This is a genomic window from Paraeggerthella hominis (genome assembly GCF_021044775.1).
In the GTDB taxonomy this organism is placed as follows: Bacteria; Actinomycetota; Coriobacteriia; order Coriobacteriales; family Eggerthellaceae; genus Paraeggerthella; species Paraeggerthella hominis.
This window is the reverse complement of record NZ_JAJNOQ010000003.1, coordinates 63,625-84,172: the sequence shown is the minus strand read 5'-3', so window position 1 is coordinate 84,172 and position 20,548 is coordinate 63,625. Positions and strand designations below refer to the sequence as shown.

General features: G+C 64.9%; 15 protein-coding genes. 2 read left to right on the top strand and 13 right to left on the bottom strand.

The window, feature by feature from the left end; translation table 11 throughout:
* Positions 1-22: 22 nt before the first annotated feature.
* The 11 genes from LQE90_RS04250 to LQE90_RS04200 form a co-directional block, all read right to left on the bottom strand.
* Complete coding sequence (locus tag LQE90_RS04250) at positions 23-1,501, bottom strand: extracellular solute-binding protein (protein ID WP_216528942.1); 1,479 nt, start codon at positions 1,499-1,501, stop codon at positions 23-25.
* A gap of 141 nt (positions 1,502-1,642) precedes the next feature.
* The gene (locus tag LQE90_RS04245; protein WP_225748768.1) at positions 1,643-2,845 is read right to left on the bottom strand and encodes a lysylphosphatidylglycerol synthase transmembrane domain-containing protein; all 1,203 of its coding nucleotides are present in this window, start codon (positions 2,843-2,845) and stop codon (positions 1,643-1,645) included.
* A 29-nt stretch (positions 2,846-2,874) separates the two neighbouring features.
* Positions 2,875-4,023 carry an ATP-grasp domain-containing protein gene (locus tag LQE90_RS04240; protein WP_216528943.1) on the bottom strand — a complete coding sequence of 383 codons (1,149 nt, stop codon included), beginning with the start codon at positions 4,021-4,023 and terminating at the stop codon, positions 2,875-2,877.
* Positions 4,024-4,146: 123 nt separating this feature from the next.
* Positions 4,147-4,974 carry a J domain-containing protein gene (locus LQE90_RS04235; RefSeq protein ID WP_216528944.1) on the bottom strand — a complete coding sequence of 276 codons (828 nt, stop codon included), beginning with the start codon at positions 4,972-4,974 and terminating at the stop codon, positions 4,147-4,149.
* A 241-nt stretch (positions 4,975-5,215) separates the two neighbouring features.
* Entirely contained in the window at positions 5,216-6,784 is a 1,569-nt protein-coding gene (gene purH / locus LQE90_RS04230; protein WP_216528945.1) for a bifunctional phosphoribosylaminoimidazolecarboxamide formyltransferase/IMP cyclohydrolase, read from the bottom strand.
* A gap of 107 nt (positions 6,785-6,891) precedes the next feature.
* Positions 6,892-7,881 carry an XdhC family protein gene (locus LQE90_RS04225; protein WP_216528946.1) on the bottom strand — a complete coding sequence of 330 codons (990 nt, stop codon included), beginning with the start codon at positions 7,879-7,881 and terminating at the stop codon, positions 6,892-6,894.
* Positions 7,878-8,489 carry a phosphoribosylglycinamide formyltransferase gene (gene purN, locus LQE90_RS04220; protein WP_216528947.1) on the bottom strand — a complete coding sequence of 204 codons (612 nt, stop codon included), beginning with the start codon at positions 8,487-8,489 and terminating at the stop codon, positions 7,878-7,880. Before purN ends, LQE90_RS04225 begins: the two co-directional genes overlap by 4 nt.
* Before the next feature lie 10 nt (positions 8,490-8,499).
* Complete coding sequence (gene purM, locus LQE90_RS04215) at positions 8,500-9,648, bottom strand: phosphoribosylformylglycinamidine cyclo-ligase (protein ID WP_216528948.1); 1,149 nt, start codon at positions 9,646-9,648, stop codon at positions 8,500-8,502.
* Positions 9,649-9,671: 23 nt separating this feature from the next.
* Positions 9,672-11,159: an amidophosphoribosyltransferase gene (gene purF / locus LQE90_RS04210; RefSeq protein ID WP_216528949.1), complete on the bottom strand. Its 1,488-nt coding sequence runs from the start codon at positions 11,157-11,159 to the stop codon at positions 9,672-9,674.
* Positions 11,156-12,406 (bottom strand): class B sortase, encoded by a 1,251-nt coding sequence (srtB, locus tag LQE90_RS04205; RefSeq protein ID WP_216528950.1) that lies wholly within the window; start codon positions 12,404-12,406, stop codon positions 11,156-11,158. Before srtB ends, purF begins: the two co-directional genes overlap by 4 nt.
* A 357-nt stretch (positions 12,407-12,763) precedes the next feature.
* A complete protein-coding gene (locus LQE90_RS04200) occupies positions 12,764-14,506 on the bottom strand; it encodes a polyphosphate--AMP phosphotransferase (RefSeq protein WP_216528951.1) in 1,743 nt (580 codons plus the stop codon).
* Positions 14,507-14,734: 228 nt separating this feature from the next.
* Between LQE90_RS04200 and LQE90_RS04195 the strand changes: the two genes are divergently transcribed.
* Together LQE90_RS04195 and ppk1 are read left to right on the top strand one after the other, a co-directional pair.
* Complete coding sequence (locus LQE90_RS04195) at positions 14,735-15,658, top strand: Ppx/GppA phosphatase family protein (RefSeq protein WP_216528952.1); 924 nt, start codon at positions 14,735-14,737, stop codon at positions 15,656-15,658.
* A 201-nt stretch (positions 15,659-15,859) separates the two neighbouring features.
* Positions 15,860-18,484: a polyphosphate kinase 1 gene (gene ppk1, locus LQE90_RS04190; protein WP_439651865.1), complete on the top strand. Its 2,625-nt coding sequence runs from the start codon at positions 15,860-15,862 to the stop codon at positions 18,482-18,484.
* 119 nt (positions 18,485-18,603) lie between these two features.
* Here ppk1 and glmM read toward each other — a convergent pair whose 3' ends face one another.
* Together glmM and LQE90_RS04180 are read right to left on the bottom strand one after the other, a co-directional pair.
* Positions 18,604-19,938, bottom strand: coding sequence for a phosphoglucosamine mutase (gene glmM, locus LQE90_RS04185; protein ID WP_216528954.1), 1,335 nt, complete (start codon positions 19,936-19,938; stop codon positions 18,604-18,606).
* 108 nt (positions 19,939-20,046) lie between these two features.
* Positions 20,047-20,547 (bottom strand): phosphoribosyl-ATP pyrophosphatase, encoded by a 501-nt coding sequence (locus tag LQE90_RS04180; protein ID WP_114567897.1) that lies wholly within the window; start codon positions 20,545-20,547, stop codon positions 20,047-20,049.
* Position 20,548 lies beyond the last annotated feature (1 nt).

Below are 20,548 nucleotides of genomic sequence, written 5' to 3'. Positions count from 1 at the left end.
TCAACATCCTCACCCTCGGGCGCTATGCCACGACGGCTTCCAATTGCATCTTCAAATCAGCCAGCCAAGCGTCGAAAACCGATTCGTCCAAAAACGCGGCGACGGCCTGGGCGGGATCGGCGCCCGCCTCGATCTGGGCGCGCACGGCGGCCCGATCCTGCGCTGCCCGGTCGAACAGCGATTTGCCCAGCACCGAACGAGCTTCGTTGCCCTTCGGAGTCGGGAACGTCCGATACAGCCCCGCGTCCATGGTCTCGAGCGCAGCGGGCAGGGTCTCAGCGTAGTTGCGGGAAGAATCCCCCAGCGACAGAGCGACGTCCTTCAAGAACTCCGGCTCGATCGCCTCTTTGGTCACGGGCAGATACCCCGCTTTCACGGCGAACCCGGCGTTCTGCTCCTTGGCCGTGAACCAGGTGAGAAACTCGACGCACGCGCACTCCGTACGCTCGTCGGCCTTCGTCACCACGAAGCCCGCACCCTGCTGAGGGGCGCACGGAACGCCGTTTTCGAACGTGGGAGCAGGCAAGGCTATCACCTCGATGGGATAGCTGGTCTGATCGTCAACCGTCACGGTCTGGGGAAAATACACGACCGACGAGGACGACCCCACGTAACTGAGCAGGTCGCCGGTCTTGACGGCGTCTGAGCGGAACTTGCCTTCGGAAGAGAACCAACCTTGCACCATGGGCACGTAGTAGTTGTCCCACAACGCCTTCATCGTAGCGCGATCAAGATCGAGCTCGATGCGTCCGTCACGAACGGAAAGCACTTCGTGACCCAACTGCTTCGCACCGGTGACCAGGTAATTCGTCAAAGCATCTCGGCCGAAGAACGCACGTCCGTCGTTCGGCACGTCCGGGGTTTGCGCATCGGTCCATTCGTAATAGCGCTGCGACACCGTCACGATCCCCTCGACGGTGGCAAGCTCGTCGAGCGTGCTGCCCGTTGCATCGGCGAACACCCGCCAATCGGTCAGGTTCATCTGAAACGTCTCGGTTGATTTCGCCACGGGAAACACCTTCAGAGAACCCGTGCCGTCCAGATCCCCTTCGGCCAAAAACGCCTCGACGTACCGATCCTTCTGCTCGTCGGTCAGGTATCCGGAAAGATCGGCCACGCGCCCGAAGCTATCGACAAGCGAAGCCGTATCGGGATACGAAAGGAACGCGTCGGGCATATCGGCATACCCGACAAGCTCCTGCGCCGACCCGGTCACCGCTGCGGCCAAATCGTTTACGCCGCCCTGGCTGGAACTGGTAACCACCACGCCCACGCTTTTGCCCTGGGTCGCGTTGAACTCGTCGACAAGCGATTCGAACGCCTGCTGCTGGGTTCCGTTGTAGTACGTCCACAGCTCGATCTGCACGGGGTCGGCGGGATCGAGCAGCGAAGAAGCGTCTTTGCCCGACGCAGCCGCGCCCGAGCCCGAGCAGCCCGCCAAGGTCAGCATTCCCGCAAGAGCAAGCGCAGCAGCCTGCCTCAGCGTCTTTTTCGCACTCATCCGCTCCCCCTCTGCATCGCGCACAACCACCCCGCACCTATGCGTACGTTTCAGAACATTCTAAGTCATGAAGCGGAGCTGCGGCCGACGAACTTGCGAACGCGCCGAGACGGCAGGAAGCTTTGGGTTGGCGGCAGGCCCTTACGAGTCCCGCGGCGCTTTCGGAGGCTTCGCATCGCGCGGAGCCGCCGAAGCACGGGGAACGGCCGCTTGCTCGTGGTCACGGTCGCACAACGGCTGATCGACGTCCAAGGGAGCCCGCTGCTCGTCAAGATGCCGCGCCACCGCCGACACTCCCGACAAGCGGCCGGCAGCATCCGGATCGTTAAGCATCTGCTTGGCATCGCGTTTGAACGTCTTGGTTGTTTGAATGAGTATCGCGCCGATAAGAAACGGCATCCAGAACACGATGCCGCGATAGACGAGCGCAATGGACAGCCCCGCCGCCGCAGTCGCCCCGAAAGACGTGAACGCCACCACCACGGCAGCTTCCACCACGCCTACGCCCTGCGGCGTGATCGAGATCATAGCGAACAGCGTTGCCACCACATAGCCGCAGATGAGCGCTTCGGGAACCGTTACGCCGAACCCAACGCCCACCAAGCTGAAGCAGGCAAGCTCGCACGCGCTTGCGGCAATGGAGCACCCGAAGGATTTCGCCGTGGTCTTGGGATTGTGCGCGATAAGGCCCGCCGCGTCGGAAAACGAGCACACGGTACGCTCCACCCACGGGTCGAGCGGCCCTTTCTTGAAGCGGGCGAGAATGCGGTTGACCAACCGCTCAATGGGCCGCAGCACGCGCAGCACGAGCGCCGGACGCTTGCGGCCCAGTACTAAGATGGTGATCATGGCCCCCACCAGCGCGATGACAAGCAGCCCGAGCAGGAACCACAAAGGCGACAAGCCCACCGTGGCGGCCAGTATGGCGAAGCCTATCAGCATGATGGTGGCGAATCCCGAATCGATGGTGATCTGCATGAGCAACGCCGCGCTGGTCGCCTTGCCCGGGGCAATGCCGCGCTGACGCGCATCGTCCACCACCAGCGTCGTACCGGCCAGGTTGAGCGACGGCGCGATCGTGTTCATGAAAAACGTCCCGAACACCAAAGGCAGCGTCGAGCGCGGATCCATGCGCTCGTCAACCGCTTCGAACGCATACGAATACGCGAAGCTCTGCGCGAAGTACTTTCCCAGCTGAGTGCACAGCGCGGCGATCAGCGGGATGGCCGCGCCCTTCTTGATGGTTTCCACCAGCTCGACCAGCTGATCGCCGCGCAAAAGCACCACCGCGAGCACGATGACGATAACAAGCCCGATGAGCAGGTTTCTGATGTTGAGCTTCACAGCCTTGCCCGCGCCCCGAACGCCTCCGCCTAGCGGAGGAATTCCTTGAGGTCGGAGTGCATGAGGAAGTCGAGCTCGTCTGCCGATTCCGCATCCGTCTCCAAGAACAGGAAGCCGTAATTGCCCACGCGTCGAACGTCGAACGGCCGCATCTCGAGCACATGGGAGAAACGGCTGAGGAACGCATCGTAGTCGAACCGCTCGTCCCCCGTAGCGTCGGCCGGCGGATTGAGCAGCGACATCGTGTACACTTTATCGTCCTTGCCCTCGAACGCGCGGTCGAAATCAGGGCGCGCATCTTCCAGGAACGCCTCGTACGTGCGATACCCGTAGCCGTGCCAGCTGACGTCGGTGCCGCCCAAACCCGCGAAACGAAGCGGGTTGAACTCGATGGGGCACACGTGCCCGTCGAGAACGCGCACCTCTACATGCACGGGGAAATTGCGCGCTCCCACAAGCGCGTTCACGCGGTCAAGCCATTGCGTGAACAGCGCGGACGTTTCGCGCACGATAGGCGCGCTCGTCACGTACATGCGGTCGGACGTGTCCTCGGCTGAAACGAAGTCGTGGCGCAAGACGTTGAGGATATGCGCCGCGCCGGTGGCGTCGAAGTACGCGTCGAGCGCGTACTCGGTCCCCTCGATGTAGCCCTCCAAGATGAACGATCCGGACCCGATGACGCTTTCGGGGTACATGTCGTGCCAGGTGGACGCGTTGCGCTGAATGTCGGCAAGCGCGCGCTCCCAGTCTTCGCGATCTTGGATGGCGTACACGCCCATGCTGCAGAATCCGACGGACGGCTTCAGCACGAACGGCGCTTCCAGCTTCGAGAAGTCCAGCTTGAACAGCTCGTCAACCGAGCAGGTTTTGAAGAACAGATCGGGGTCGAGGGCAGCCAGAACCTGCCGCATAGCGGCTTTGTCCTTGAACAGCCCGATAGCGCGCGACAGGCTTTCGTTATGCGCGTTCTCGACGATCCACGCCAAGGCGTTTTCGGAATTGGTGTACACGCGCTCGCCTGCATCAATACGGCGCACGGCTTCGTCTGCCGACACCAGGTTCAACGCACGGCCCGCGGCTGTCGTGCGCGCGAATTCGTTGTCGAGCACGGGATGCTGCGAAGACTCCATCCACGCAAGCAGCGGTTCTGATGCATACGGCTCGTCAAGCACTATCATTGCTTCGAATCCTCCTTCATCGGTGCGCTTCGAGCATGCGAAGCGCTTCGCGCATCCGCCGGCGCAAACACCGCGCGGCGACAAACAAACAGTATAGCATGGGCGCGGCCGCGCCCGGCAGCCCTACTCCCGACCGGCGGCACGATAGACGCGCACAAGGTCGCGCGCGTTCGTGATGTCGAAAAGAACCGCAAACGCAAACGCAAGGCCCAGCCCTATCGTCACCGCACCTTGCCGCGGCGCGATCATGAACACGAACGGCGCAAGCACGAGCGCGATAGGAATGAAAAAGCCGATCAAACAGCTGCCCAAACGCTTCCACAGCCCGTAGACGAACGACGCCACCACGTACACGAACAGCCCGGTGGCAGGAGACCCCGCCAAGCTCAGCACCGCCAAAGCCGCCGCTTTCGCCGCCACGACGGCGCCTTCCTTCTTGATGCTTTGGCGCGTCTCATCGCGCACCTGTTCCGGCGTTTTCTGAGGAGCCGATGCCCTGAACGGCGCAAACGGGTCGAATGGATCGAACGGCACGCCGCCGGGCGCGCCCTCGCCGGCGGAGCGGGCGCCGTCCCACGAGGTCCATACGTAGGTGGTGCGGCCCTGCCCTTGCGACGAACCCTGCCCGAACGGCCAATCCGCGAACGGGTCCCATTCGACCTGCTGGGGCGATCCGTACGGGTTCGCCGTAGGATGCGCGTACGGGTTGCCCGCATAGGGGCGCGGGTCGCGACGCGGGTCGAACTCCGGCGTCCACGAGCGGTTGAGCAGCACGTCGCGCGCTTCGTTGATCTGCTTGGTCAGCTCTTCCGCTTCGGCGCGCTCGGCGGAATCAAGCGAAAATTTGTCCGGGTGATGGGCGATGACCAGCTTGCGATGCGAGGCTTTGACCTCGTCGTTGGTAGCCCCCTCGCTCAGGTTCAGTATGTTCAACGCTTGAGATTTCTTCATGCCGCCCACTATACCGAAGCGCATTGCGCGTTGCGCCCCCGGTGCGAGTATGTTCCTTTTACGACAAGGAAGGAACATAACCATACCCGAAACGCTCACACGTTCGCGGCTACGGCATCGATGCGAAAAGGCGGCCGTTGCCCTTCCTGCAAAAAAAGCTGGACCCGACAAGCGGATCCAGCTTTTCGATCAAGCGTGCTTGGGGGGCGCTGCGGGCTTCGGCCGCGCGCCAGCTGCCGGCTTAGTGCCTGAAGTGGCGATGGCCGGTGAACACGAGCGCGATGCCGTGCTCGTCAGCGGCGGCGATCACCTCGTCGTCGCGGATGGATCCGCCCGGCTCGATAATGGCCGTCACGCCGGCCTCGGCCAAAGCGTCAAGGCCGTCGCGGAACGGGAAGAACGCGTCCGACGCGGCCACGGAGCCCTTCGCCTGCTCGCCCGCCTGCTCGACGGCGATGCGCGCGGAGTTCACGCGGTTGGGCTGGCCGCCGCCCACGCCCACCGTGGCATGGTTCTTGGTAAGCGCGATGGCGTTGGACTTGACCGACTTGCACACGTTCCAAGCGAACAGCAGCTCGGCCATTTCCTCGTCGGTAGGCTGGCGCTTCGTGGGAACCGTGAACGCAGCCGGATCCTCCAGCACGCCGTCGGAATCCTGCACGAGCAGGCCGCCCTCGACGGAGCGGTACTCCACTTCCCCGCCGGCCTTGTTCACGCCGCCCGTGGACAGGAGACGCGCGTTCTTCTTGGCACTGTACATGTCCAGCGCGTCGCCCGCGAACTCGGGCGCCACGATGGCCTCGACGAACTGCTTGTTCTCGAAGATGGCAACCACCACGTCGGACGTGACCGGACGGTTGAACGCCATGACGCCGCCGTACGCGCTGACCGGGTCGCACGCATGCGCGCGTTGGTACGCGGCCACCAGGTCGGCGTCCTGGCACACGCCGCACGGCGTAAGGTGCTTCACGATGACGCACGCGGGCTCGTCGAACTCGCGCACGGCCGTCCAGGCGGCGTCCAGGTCCAGGTAGTTGTTGTACGAAAGCTCCTTGCCCTGGTGCTGCTTGGCGTGGGCCAGGCTGTGCTCGGCACCCGCGTAGCTGTCGCGACGGTAGAACGCGGCGGACTGATGCGGGTTCTCGCCGTAGCGCAGGTCCTGCACCTTGGTCAGGTTGAGGGCGCGGGCGGCCGGGTACTTCTGGTCGCCTTCGAGCTGCTCGCCCATCCAGGCGGCGATGGCGCCGTCGTAGGCGGCCGTCGTGCGGAACACGTCGAGCGCCAGCTTCGCGCGCGTATCGCGCGTGGTGGCACCGTCGTTGGCGCGCATCTCGGCCAAGATGTCGTCGTAGGTTTCCGGGCGCGTGACCACGGCCACGCTCTCGAAGTTCTTGGCGGCGGAGCGCAGCATGGACGGGCCGCCGATGTCGATGTTCTCGATGCAGGTTGCGAAGTCGGCGCCGCCGGCCACCGTCTTCTCGAAGGCGTACAGGTTCACGACCACCATATCGATCATCTGGATGCCGTGCTCGGCCGCCTGGGCCATGTGGGCCTCGTTGTCGCGCTTGGCCAGCAGACCGCCGTGCACGCGCGGGTGCAGCGTCTTCACGCGTCCGTCCATCATCTCCGGGAACTGCGTCACGTCGTCGATCGGCGTGACCGGCACGCCGGCCTCCGCGATGACGCGGGCCGTGCCGCCCGTGGAGATGACCTCCGCTCCGAACTCCTCCACGAGGACGCGGGCGAAATCGACGACGCCCGCCTTGTCCGTAACGGACATCAAAACGCGCTTGACCTTCGGATTGCTCATATGGTCTTACATCCTTTCCTTTTGGGTTCCGCCGCCTTGCGAACGACGAAACAACTCGACGCTGCGGGCCCTATTGCCCTGCACCGGCATTGCCTCCGGCGCTCTATCTACCTGCCCAAGCTGCTTTCGTGCTTGGCGCGGGCTTCTTCACTGTACCGTTGCCGGTAGCGTACGTCCACCAGCTCGCCGACGATCGCTATCGCCAATTCGGCGGGCGTCTTCGCCCCGAACTTCAAGCCGATGGGGCGCTTGACGCGCGCCCAGTCGTCCTCGGTGGCGCCCGCCGCCAAAACCAGCTCGTGCACGCGATCGTTCTTGCCAGCGCACCCCATCATGCCCACGTAATGCGCGCCGTGCTTGGCCGCCCACACGCAGGCCTCGGGGTCGAACATGTGGCCGCGCGTGAGCACGCACACGTAGTCCGCCGACGTGCAGGACAACTGGTCCAGCGCATCGAAGCTGCCGCCGGGAAGGACGATGCGCTCGGCGTCCGGGAAGCGGGCTTCGCTCACGTACGCGGGGTCGTAGTCGACCACCGTCACGCGAAAGCCCACGTGCGCGGCCAGCGCCGCGACTTCGCTGGCCGCGTCCGACGCGCCCAGCAACCACACGCGCACCTGCTCGAACAGCGGGACGGAAAGCCAGGTGAGGCCTTCGAACTGCTCGTTGTGCATCGAAGGCCCGCGCGTGACGTCCTTCATCTGAAACGCATCGCGTGCGGAATGCGGGCGCGCCGCCACGATCTCCTTCGCATCGTTGCAGAAGAACACGAGCGGCTCGCCGTCGGCGGAACCTTGGTCGCCGTACTTCTTCGTCACCTCGTTGTCGGTGTTGGCCTGGGCCTGCTGTGCATCGTAGACCACCTTGAAGCCTACCCAGGCAAGGTCGCCTTCGTCGATGGCGCGCACGGCGCGTTCGAACACGACGGCGTCGGCTTCGCCCAAGCTGCGCGCGATCACGTCCGCGTACGACGGATCGACATGCTGGTTGCCCGCAAGGGCCTCCGCCGAAAAGCACGGGAAGTCGTCGGCGGACAGGACGGGCGTGCGGCCCGCCCGCAGATCAGCCGCCACCGCAGCGAGCACGTCCCTCATCATGCGATATGCACCTTCCTGTCCTCGCCCACCGTCACGCGGCCCTCGGCGATCTGGCGCAGCACCTCGGGATAGATGACGTGCTCCACCTCATGGATGCGCGCCTCCAGATCCTCCAGCGCGTCGCCTTCGCGCACTTCGACGGCGCGCTGCGCCACGATGGGGCCCTTGTCGTAGTCCTCGTTCGCGAAATGCACGGTCACGCCCGTCACCTTCACGCCCGCATCGTAGGCGTCCTGGATGGCGTGCGCGCCCTTGAACGCAGGCAGGAGCGCCGGATGCAGGTTGAGCACGCGATCCGGGAACGCGTCCAGCATGACCGGCGTAACCTTGCGCATGTAGCCGGCCATGACCACGTATTCCGCGCCCGCCGCACGCAGCTCGTCCACGATGCGCGCATCGGCAGCCAGCGGATCGGCGTACACGTCGCGGTTGAGCACGACGGTCGGGATGCCCGCGGCCTTCGCGCGCTCGATGCCGTACGCGTCGGGACGCGACGACACCACGCACGCGACGTTCACCGGCAACCCGTCGCGCACGGCATCGATGATAGCTTGCAGGTTCGTGCCGCTGCCGCTCAGCAGCACGCCTATCGTAAGCGGCGTGGTCATGCGAGTTCTCCTATTCCGCCTCGTAGCCGTACAGCGCGCCGTCGTTCGCGTAGCGAACCTCGGCCGCGCCGGACACGACGCGTCCCACGCGATAGGTCCGCTCGCCGGCTTCGGCCAGCGCGGCCTCCACCTCGTCGGCGCGCTCCGGGTCTACGATGAGCACCAGGCCCAGGCCCATGTTGAAGGTCTTGAGCGCCTCGGACTCGTCCAGATGCGCCGCCTCGCACACGAACTTCGCGATGGGAGGCACCGGCCACGTGCCCAGGTCGACCTGCGCGTCCACGTTCTCCGGCAGCGCGCGGTTCAGGTTCTCGGTGATGCCGCCGCCCGTGATGTGCGCAAGCGCGCGCACCGCGTTCGGGCAGGCGTCCAGCACGGCGCGCACCGGCTTCACGTAGATGCGCGTCGGCGCCAAGAGCGCGTCCTGCAGGCTGGCTCCGCCCAGCTCATCGCGCTCGATGCGCAGCTCGTAGTGGGTCTTGCCCTCCACGCACACCTTGCGCGCCAGCGAGTAGCCGTTGGAGTGCAGGCCGCTCGACGCCAGGCCGATCAGCACGTCGCCTTCGCGCACGGCCGCCGGATCGAGCATCTTCACGCGGTCCACCACGCCTACGCAGAAGCCGGACAGGTCGTAGTCGTCCGGATCCATCACGCCGGGATGCTCGGCCATCTCGCCGCCGATGAGCGCGCAGCCGGCCTGCTTGCAGCCTTCGCCGATGCCCGCCACGATCTCGGCCATGTTCTCGGCGTTCAGCTTGCCGATAGCCACGTAGTCCAGGAAGAACAGCGGCTCGGCGCCCGTGGCCAGAATGTCGTTGGCGCACATGGCCACCAGGTCGATACCCACGGTGTCGTGCTTGCCGGCCAGCTGGGCCACCTTAAGCTTCGTGCCCACGCCGTCGGTGCCGCTCACCAGCAGCGGATCGACCATGTCCTTGGCCGCCGCGATGGAGAACAGGCCGCCGAAGCCGCCGATGTCGCCCACCACCTCGGGACGGTACGTGTCGTGCACGACGCCCTTGATAGCCTCCACGGCGCGCGCGCCTTCCGCCGTATCGACGCCGGCCTGCGCGTACGTGACCGCATCCTCGTCCATCCAGCTGGGCATCTGGGGGCCGTCCTCGTTCTGGTTCGCGTTCACGGTGATTCTCTCGGTCATCTCAAGCTCCTTCTTGCCGCCCTTCAGACGGACGCCTCGTTATCGTACGCTTCTGCGAAATCCTTCTTCGTCATGAAGCTCTTTTTGGACAATGATTCGGGAATGGCCACAGGATAGTCCCCCGAGAAGCACGCTTCGCAGAAACCCTGCTCGCGCACGTCGGGCAACGCGTCCCGCAAACCCTGCAGCGATATGAACGCCAGCGAGTCGGCCCCGATCCAAGAGCGCATCTCGTCAAGCGTCATGTTGGCGGCGATCAGCTGATCGCGCGTGTCGGTGTCGATGCCGTAGAAGCACGGCCACAGAACCTCGGGGCTCACGATGCGCAGGTGCACTTCCGCAGCGCCCGCTTCGCGCAGCATCTCCACCAGCTTCTTCGACGTGTTGCCGCGCACGATGCTGTCGTCGATGACCACCAGGCGCTGACCGCGGATAACCGAGGGCAGCGGGTTCAGCTTCAGGCGAATGCCCAACTGGCGCATGGCCTGAGTCGGCTCGATGAACGTGCGGCCCACGTAGCGGTTCTTCACGATGCCGTCCGAATACGGGATGCCGCTTTGCTGCGAAAACCCCATGGCGGAAGGCACGCCCGAGTCGGGCACGCCCAGCACCAGATCGGCCTCGACGGGCGCCTCCTGCGCCAGGATGCGCCCCATGGCGCGACGCGCCTGGTAGACGCTCTGCCCGTCGATCACGCTATCCGGGCGCGCGAAGTACACGTACTCGAATATGCAGGATGCGCGCTTGCCCGCGGGTACGCCCTGCTCGGAGTGCATGCCCTCGCGGCTGAAGCGGACGATCTCGCCCGGCTCCACGTCGCGCAGGTACGTTGCGCCCACGATGTCCAGCCCGCACGTCTCGCTCGACACCGCCCAACCGCGACCGTCGGGAAGCTGGCCGATGCACAAGGGGCGTATGCCGTTCGGGTCGCGAAACGCGTACAGCGAGTCGGGGCTGGCCAGCACCATGGCGTACGCGCCCTCCAGATGCTCCATCGCGTAGCGGATGCCGTTGCGCAGATGGTGCGTTTCCTGCGTGACCCACCCGATGGCCTTCGCAGCCACTTCGCTGTCGGTGCCGGCGCGGAATTGCACGCCCTCGCCCACCAGGCGCGCGCGCAGCGCGTTCGTGTTCACGAGCGTGCCGTTGTGCGCAAGCGCGATCAGCACTTCGTCGATGGCCGAGATATGCGGCTGCGCAGCCTCCCACGACGCCGCGGCGCCGCTTGTGGAGTACCGGGCGTGCCCCACGGCTACGAACCCGTCGAGCGCTGCCAGGCTCGCTTCGTCGAACACCTGCGTGACCAGGCCCAAGTCCTTGGCAACCATAACGGTTTCGCCGTCGCCCACCGCAATGCCCGCGCTTTCCTGCCCGCGATGCTGAAGCGCCTGCAGGCCGAAGCACGCCATACGGGCAACGTCCTCGCCCTCGCCGGGAGCGAACACGCCGAATACGGCGCACTCCTCCTCAAGGCGATCGGGGCGCTCGCCCGGAAACGCAGCCATGCTCATGAGGCGATCTCCTTCGACACGTCGCCCACGGCGGCCGCAGCGTCGGGGTCGGCCAAACCGCCTTCGGCCGCGTTGGCGGGCGCAGGCCCGATCGTGGAGTCGGCCACGTAGCCGAACAGCACCCAGCGACCATCGGTCGGCAGGTTGTCGCACGTGGCGAACGTGAAGGTCTGCTTCATGTCCGCAGCGGCGGGAAGGTCGGACACGCTCACCACGGAACGGTCGATCTTGTCCTGGACGTAGGCCACGCGCTCCTCTTCGGACGCGAACGCGGTTTGCGCAAGCGGGTCGTCGGCGGCGCAATGCACGAGCGAGAACGTGGTCAGCTTGACGTTGCCCTGCGGCGTGAGGATGTAGATGGTGCGGCTGGCGTTGAACGCCGCCGGATCGTCCATGCCGGCAATGGCCGCGAACATGGATCCGTCGTTGAGGTGATGCCCGTACACGATGTTGTTCGCATCGGAGAAGTCGCCGGCGTTCTCGGCTGCCAGGAAAATAGCGCCGAACGTGGCGATCCAGCCCTCCGAACCCTTGAAGTCATGCGTCAGGTACTTCTCGTTGTCGGTCGTGTGCACGATCGGGTAGTTGATGTTCGTGCCCGGCACGTAGATCCAGCCCACCGTATCGGGGTTGATGGCCTTCAGCGCGTCCCAATCCACCGTGAAGTCGGCAAGCGACGTCCCTTCGACGTCCGCAGGCGGATTGAAGCCGTCTTGGGCCACTTCCTTGTACGTCTGCTGGCCCTGCCAATAGCTGAATCCGATGGCGCCGAGGGCAGCCAGGGCCACCACGAACACCACGAGCGCGATCCAGAAGACCACGCGCCACGGCCCGCCCTTTTTCTTGCGCCCGTTCGCCCCGGAGCCGTTCGGCCCAGGTCCGTTCGGGCCCCTGCCGGCGCCGCCGTATCCGTACGAAGCCGGTGCCGGACGGTACGCCTGCTGCCCCGCCTGGGGCTGCACGGGACGATATGCCTGCTGATGAGGTTGAGGTTGGGGCCGATACGCAGCCTGCTGCTGCGTCGGCTGCGCGTAGGGCTGCGCCGGACGCGGCGCCTGCTGACGGGGAGCCTGCTGACGCGGCGCCCGGTACTGCGGCGCCGACTGCCCCTGGCCAGGCTGCTGGGGAGCCGGAGCCCTTCGGGCACCGGGGCCTGCGGCCTGCTGATGCGCAGCTTCCTGCTGAACCCGGGCACGAGCGTGACGACCGCGCGGCTCGGGATCGGGATACTGTCGATAGTCGGTCATGTTCGCCTTTCGAAGGAACGTCGAACCGCGGGCGTTGTATCGTCCTCGACCGTTTGGCGCGCCCGCTGCTGCCAGACCGTTACCATAATAAGCAAAACGCCCCCGAAACGAGGGCGCGATGTAGTCAAAAACGCAATTTTCACGACTACGGGCGTCGCCCGCGGTCAGCTACTTCTTCATCTCGTCGATAAAGCCCTTCGCAATGAAGACGACGATGATAAGCACGATGATCGCAACGACGACCCAGATGGCCTCCATGGGCACGGTCATTCCAAACAGAGTCATGTCTTCCCCTTAAATCAAGCGCGCGAAAGCGCGCAATCGGCGTTAATGGCTGCAGACCATAGTAACGCGATCTCAGGCTTCGCGCAAGCGAGCTTCCAGAGCGTCGTTGATAATTTTGAGCGCCTTTACGCGCGCATGACGCTTGTCGTCGCTTTCCAGAACGATCCACGGAGCGAAGGGGGTCGAAGTCAGCCGGAACATGTCCTCGACCGCAGCTTGATACTGCGGATGCTTGTCGCGGTTGCGCCAATCTTCGTCGGTGATCTTCCATTGCTTGGCCGGATCGTTCTGCCTTTCATGGAAGCGGCGCAGCTGCTCTTCCGGGCTCACGTCAACCCAGAACTTGAGCAGGATGGCGCCCCAGCGCACGAGCTCCTGCTCGAACTCGTTGATCTCGTCGTACGCGCGCGTCCATTCGGCGGGCGAAGCGAACCCCTCTACGCGCTCGACCAGCACGCGCCCGTACCAGCTGCGGTCGTAGATGCCCACGTGCCCCGCCTTCGGCAGACGCGTCCAGTACCGCCACAGATGCGGGTGCAGCAGTTCGGGCTTCGTGGGAGCCGGGCTGGGGAAAATGGTGTAGGCGCGCGCATCGAGCGCCTGGGCGACGCGCTTGATGTTGCCGCCCTTGCCCGCCGCATCCCATCCTTCGTACATGAGCATGAGCGGGATGCGCTTTTGGTACATCTCCATTTCCAACCTGTTCAAACGATCTTGCTGGGCTTTGAGCTGCTCCTTGTAGGCCATCGGATCCAGCGCGAGGCCATGGTCGACCCGATCGAGCGCGGGAGGGTCGTCCACCTGGCGAAACCGCGAGGCGCGAGGAGCGCGGGCGCGAGCCTCGTCAGCCTCTTTCTGCGCGGCAGCCAAGATGCGGGCCTCCTCTTCCGGCGCGCGGCCGAACAGAGGGGCCTCCTCCAAAGCGCCCGCCGAATTGGCTTGCGCCTTCGCTGCCGCCGCCACAGCTTCGGCGTTGGGCTGCGCGGCAAGCGCGCCGGACAGCGCGTCCGCCAGCGTTTCGGCTATCTGCAGGTTCGCGCGACGCTTGTCCTCCCCGTTGACCAGATGCCAGGGAGCGTACGCGAAGTCGCTGCCTTCCAGCAGGTTGTCGTACAGGCGGTAGGCCTCCTCGTAGTTTCCTATGCGCGCAAGCTTCTCCTCGCTCACCCGCCAGCGCGTGGCGGGATCGTCGTGCAAGCGCGTCAGGCGCTTCTTCTGCGCCTCCTTGGTCACGTGCACGAAGAACTTCACCACCAGATAGCCGTCGTCCACCAGCTGGCGCTCGAAGTCGGCCGCCGACGTAAGGTGGCGGCGCAGCGCGCTGATGTGACGCTCGTCGCGCGCCTCGGCCATGGCGGCAGCCACGGCCTTGCGCTTGCCCGTGGCCTTTTCAGCCTGAGCCATGGTCAGGCTTCCGTATTCGGCGTACAGCATGTGCTGGACTGCGGCGGTGTACCAGCCGCGGTCGTAGAACGTGGTGGTGCCGCGCATGCCGAGCGATTGCCAGAACTCCTGCATGATCGGGTAGAATCCCGTGACGCCGTACGGTGCGCCCGCAAAGGTCCGCGCAGCCTTGACGTCAAGGTTTTCCGTGACGTGCACGCTGGTCGCGCGTGCGTCCAAATGATAGAGGAGATCGGAGATGCGACTGCCCTTGCCCGCCCCGTCCCAACCCTCGAACAAGACCACGAGGCCCACGCCCTGCGTGCGCGCTTGCTGCTGCAGCACCACAAGCCGGTCCATGAGCTGGTCGCGACGCAGCTTGTACTCATCCTTCGGCAGGGCTTCCAGCGAGAAATCGACGGTCTCCAGCATGCGCGCATCCTTTCTCCGGGGGTGCACCCCATCATAGCACAGCGGGAAATCGGGCCGTTCCGCTGCATCAACTCAAGGTAAAATCTTGGTGCCGGGTTCGCGAGCGCGCTTTGCGACCAGCCACGGTTTGCCTACAATGGAATCAATGACCAACCAGCGCGGCGCGGCGCACGACGTCGCTTACGCGGCGCCTGCCGCAGCGGCCGAACGACCCACGAAGAAGCCATCATGCCCAACTACGGAGTAATTGACCTCGGATCGAACTCTATTCGCCTCGTCATATACGAAGTGAAGGACGACCGCCGGGAAACGTACACGAACAAGGATTTCAAAAGCCTCATCAACGACAAGGTGATGGCCGGCCTTTCCGCCTACGTCGTTGACGGCGCGTTCACCCAGGCGGGCATCGACCGGGCCGTCAACGTGCTCAAGGGCCACGCGAAGCGCTCGCGGTACTTCGATTGCAAAAAGCTCGAGGTGTTCGCCACCGCCGTGCTGCGCAACGCCTCGAACTGCAACCAGGCCGTAGCCGAGATCGAGGAGCGCACCGGGCTGCCCATATCCCTGCTTTCCGCGCAAGACGAAGCCCACCTGGGATTCGTGGGGGCCACCTGCGATCGATCGGTCGTCCGCGGAACCCTGGTGGATATCGGCGGCGGGTCGACCGAGCTCACACGCATCGAGGACGGCCGCGACTTCGACAACGTCAGCTTGGGGCAAGGGTCGCTCTCGTCGTTCGCGCGCTACGTGCGCGCCATCCTGCCCGCAGACCCCGAGATGCGCGCCATCGAACGCGCGCTGCGCGACCATCTGGACAAGCTGCCGCACCCTGAGGCGTACCGAGCGGACACCCTGTACGGCATCGGCGGCAGCACGCGCGCCGCCGCCAAGATGCTGCAACAAGCCACAGGCTCGGCAACCCGGCCCAAAACCATGACGCGCGACGATATTCATGCGATACTGAAGTGGTGCCGTATCGACCCCGACGCATTTGCCCATGCCGCGCTCAAAGCCTCTGCCGAGCGCGTGCATACGTTAGTACCGGGCTGCATCATTCTCCATGCGCTGTTCGACGCCTTCGGCGCGCAGCGCCTGGAAATCTGCAAATACGGCGTTCGCGAAGGATACCTGATCGAACGCATGCTGCTCTAAAGGAACCGATTCGCCATCACGCGCATCAGCGCACGTTGACGGAACGTACGGGAAGGGAAGCTCATGGAAGCAAGCAAGAAGCCGTCGATCGAAACCACCCCCAAGCAGGGTGCGGGCCATCCGAAGACAAGCCCGGCCGTTCCCGACCACCAGGAGCCAGCCGCCCATGCATCCGCCGCGGACGGCGTTGCGGGCGAGCGCATGCAGGCGGCGCCCTACCTGCAGAACCGCGAGCTGTCGTGGCTCACGTTCAACGAGCGCGTGCTCGACCAGGGAGCCGATGAAACGGTGCCGCTGCTCGAGCGGCTGAACTTCATCTCCATCTTCTGGAGCAACCTGCAGGAGTTCTTCATGGTGCGCGTGGGCAGCCTGACCGACCTGGCCCTGGTGAAAAAGCACATCATCGACTCGAAGTCGAACATGACGCCCGCCGAGCAGCTCGACGCGATCTACGCGCGCTGCCGCGAGCTCTACCCCATCCAGGAACGGACCTTCGAGGAGGTTCGCCGCCTGCTGCGTGAGCGCCGCGTATGCCATCTGCGCCCTGAAGACCTCACCGACGACCAGCGCGCCTTCCTGTCGCGCCACGTTCAGCAAAACGTCCTGCCGTTTCTGTCTCCGCAGATCATCAACACGCGTCACCCGTTTCCGCATCTTGAAAACGGAGCCTTGTACGTTGTGGTGCGCCTGAACGAGGAGATCAACCTGGGCAAGAAAACCGCGAAGGCGAAGGGCGCGGACAAGGCGGCCAAGCCCGACAAGGCGAAAAACCTTGGAGCCGAAGGCGTGACGCTGGGACTGGTGCCCATGCCGAAGCAATGCGCGCGCGTCATCGAGCTGCCGGGCGACGGGCTGCAGTTCATCTTGCTGGAGCACGCCATCGAGATGGTGGCGTCCGAGATTTTCAGCATGTACGCCGTCAAGCACACCAACGTGATCTGCGTGACGCGCAACGCCGACCTTGACGCCACCGAAGGCACCGACGAAAGCGACGAGGACTACCGCGAGCACATGAAGCGCATCCTCAAGAAGCGTGCGCGCCTGGCTCCCGTGCGCCTCGAAAGCGAGCGACCCCTTTCGTCAACCCTGGAAAAGCTGCTGCTCAAGCGCTTGGGACTGAAATCTCACCAGGCATTCGTCACGTCGGTGCCGCTTGACATGAGCTTCACCTGGGGGCTGGGCAGCCGCCTGCCCGAGAAGGAACGCGCCAAGATGACGAACGTGCCCTTCACGCCGCAGTGGCCGGGATGCCTTGACCGCAACCGCCCGGTCATCGACCAGGTAACCGAAAAGGAAGTGCTGCTGTCCTACCCGTACGAGACGATGGACGCGTTCGTGCAACTTCTGCGCGAGGCCGCCAACGACCCAAGCGTCATTTCCATCAAGATCACGCTGTACCGCCTGGCAAGCCAATCCCACCTGGCCGAAGCGCTCATCGCGGCAGCCGAGAACGGCAAGGAGGTGACGGCGCTGTTCGAACTGCGCGCGCGGTTCGACGAGAGCAACAACATCGAGTGGTCGCAGCGCTTCGAACAGGCCGGATGCAAGGTGATCTACGGGTTCCGCGACTTCAAGGTGCACTCGAAGATCTGCTGCATCACCCGCCAAACCGAGCACGGCCTGCAGCACATCACCCAGCTGGGCACCGGCAACTACAACGAGAAGACGGCGAAGCTCTACACCGACCTGGCGTTCATCACCACCGACGAGACGTTCGGCCGCGACGCCACCGAGTTCTTCCGCAACATGGCGCTTGAGAACACGTCGGACAACTACGACATCATGTGGGTTGCCCCGCTGCAGATCAAGCCGATGATCCTTGCCGGCATCGACCGGGAAATGGAGCGCGCTCGCGCAGGCGAGCCGTGCGGCCTGTTCTTCAAGACCAACTCCGTCACCGACAAAGACGTGATCGAGAAAGTGGTCGAGGCGTCGCAGGCGGGCGTTCCGGTCACCCTGTTCGTGCGCGGCATCTCGTGTATCGTGCCCGGGCTTGAGGGATTTACCGAGAACGTGCGCGTGGTGTCCATCGTAGGGCGCCTGCTCGAGCACAGCCGCATCTACGGGTTCGGCCCGCGCGACAACATGAAGCTGTACCTGTCGAGCGCCGACCTCATGACGCGCAACATGGACAAGCGCATCGAGATCGCATGGCCCGTGCTCGACGAAGAGCTGCGCGAGCAGATCCTGGGATACCTGGACGTCAGCATGGCGGACACGGCGAAGCTGCGCGAACTGCTGCCCGATAAAAGCTACACGGCGCTCGGCTCGTTTGCCAAGCAGGACGACAACAGCGAGACCGCGCTGTTCGAGTCGCAGGAGTTCTTCATCAAGCAGGCGCAGAAACGCCGATTGGAAGCGGCCGAGGACGAAGCGGCGCGCGATGCGAGCCGCCGCAGGATGGCGGCGCGGGACGAGTCCGCGCCCGATGCGGCCCCCAGCCGCCAAACCGCCGCGCTCGCGGAAGACGACGAGCATCCCGCAGTTCCCACCATGCCCGACGCGCAGGCGTCAGCCCGGGAAGCCGAGGTCATCGCAGCTGCCGCGAACAAGGCCGCCGAACTCGCCGCCGAGGCGGCGGCGCGCGCTGCTGCCCAGGCCGCCGAGGCGGTGCGAGCGGTCAAAGCCGAGGAGCAGGTCGAGGCGGCCGCGGCCGCAGCCGACGAAGCGGCACAGGCGGAAGCGCTCGAAGCGGATGCGATAGAGCCGCCCGCAAACGAGGGCGACGAGTCGGCCTCCCATCAGGAGATCGTAGCCGCGACAGCGCCCGACAAGAAGAAGCCGAGCCTGCTCGTGCGCTTCCTCAGCCTGTTCGTGAGAAAGTAGCCGCCTCCCGCTGCCGAGCGCGGCGCTCGGGACTTTCATCCGTTGGAAACGCGCGTCATGCTCGGCGCGCTAAAAAAGAAACCCGCCAGGCGGGTTTCTTTTCGCAGCAACAAAAAGCGCTACACCTCGCGCTCGACCACCGCGGCGATCGCCGCCGCATGGCGTTCGGCGTCTTCAGCGCTTGCAGCCTCCACCATCACGCGCACCACCGGCTCGGTGCCGGAAGGTCGCAGCAACACGCGCCCGGAATCGCCCAGGGCGTCTTCGGCGGCGCGGACGGCGGCCTGCACGGCGTCGTTGTCGTCCACGGCATGCTTGTCTTGCACCTTCACGTTGATGAGGGTCTGCGGGAAGCGCGTCATGACGGAGGCGGCCTCTTCGACGGATTTCCCGGCACGCTTGCAGGCGGCCAAGAACTGAAGCGCCGTCACCAAGCCGTCGCCCGTAGAGTTGTGCTCGAGGAAGATCATGTGGCCGCTCTGCTCGCCGCCGACGACGAACCCGCCTTCGCGCATGGCCTCCAACACGTAGCGGTCGCCCACCTTCGTCTGGATAAGCTCGATGCCCGCATCGCGCAGCGCATGCGTGAGGCCCAGGTTGCACATGACCGTGGACACGGCCGTGTTGCCGGGCAGCAGGCCGCGCTGCTTCAGATCGATGGCGCACACCGTTTCCACCACGTCGCCGTCGATCTCGTTGCCCCGCGCGTCCACCAACATGACGCGGTCGGCGTCGCCATCATGCGCGATGCCCACATCGGCTCCGATCTCGGCCACCAGATCGCGCACGGGACCCAGATGCGTCGATCCGCACTGCACGTTGATGTCGGTTCCGTCGAAGTCCTCGTTGACGACCACCACGTCGGCGCCCAAACGGCGCAGCGCCTCGGCGCTGGTCATGCACGAAGCCCCATGCCCCACGTCAAGGGCCACCTTCAAGCCCGCCAGGTCAATCCCGTCGCGCGTCACCGTGGACACGGCGTGGGCGATGTAGAGCTCGCACGCATCCTCGACCGGCAGCGAAACGCCCACGGCATCGCCCGCCGGCAGCTCCTCAGCCGCCGCGCCGCCGCGCACCACGAACGCCTCGATGTCGTCCTCCACCGCATCGGGCAGCTTGAAGCCCTGGGCGTCGAACAGCTTGATGCCGTTGTACTCCGGCGGATTGTGGGAAGCGGAAATGACCACGCCGCCGTCGCAGTGCAGCTCGCGCACCAGCAGCGCGATGGCGGGCGTGGGGATGATCCCCGCTAACAGCGCCGTGCCGCCCATCGACATGACGCCCGCAGCAACGGACGACTCCAGCATGTCGCCCGACAAGCGGGTGTCCTTGCCGATCAAAATGGTCTTCCCCTGAAACGCCACGGCGGCTTGCCCCAGCTTGAAAGCCAGGTCGCACGTGAGTTCCGTATTGGCGATGCCGCGAACGCCATCGGTTCCGAATAGTCGTGCCATGATGATGTCCCTCTCTAGTCCAACAGGTTCAGCAAAGGTCAGCAAGGTCGGAGGTCGGAAGCCCGCGCCGCCGGACCGCTTCGATAGCCGCAAGGCCGTCGGGACCGTTTACTTTCCCCTTTTCACGAACGCTTCGTGCAGGCGAACGCCGCCGCACGGGCGCTCCTCGTCCGTCATGCGGTTGTTGAGTTCGGCTGCAAATTCGTCCAGGTCGATGCCGTAGCGTTCAAGCAGAACGAACAGATGGTACACCACGTCGGCCGCTTCGTAGCGCAGATGGTCGACGGCGTCGGAATACTCCGTCGGAAGGTCCACGTCAAGCGACGTCGCCTCCTCTTCCTGCGCCGAATCCGCCTGGCATGCCAGCGCAGCAGCCAGCGACGAGCATGCCCAAGACTCCACGTCTTTGGCCGCGAGCGCAACTTCGCCCGCCTCTTCCATGATCTTTTTCAGCACGTCGTCGACGGAACCGGAAAGCAAGCGGTGCGTGTAGCTTTCCTCCCCCGCCTCGCGCCGCGCGGCGATGGCGCCGCTCAAAGACTCGAGCGTTGCGCCTATAGGGGAAGCCGGCGGCGTTTCGCCAGCCGGAATGTAGGTCTTATGTGACACT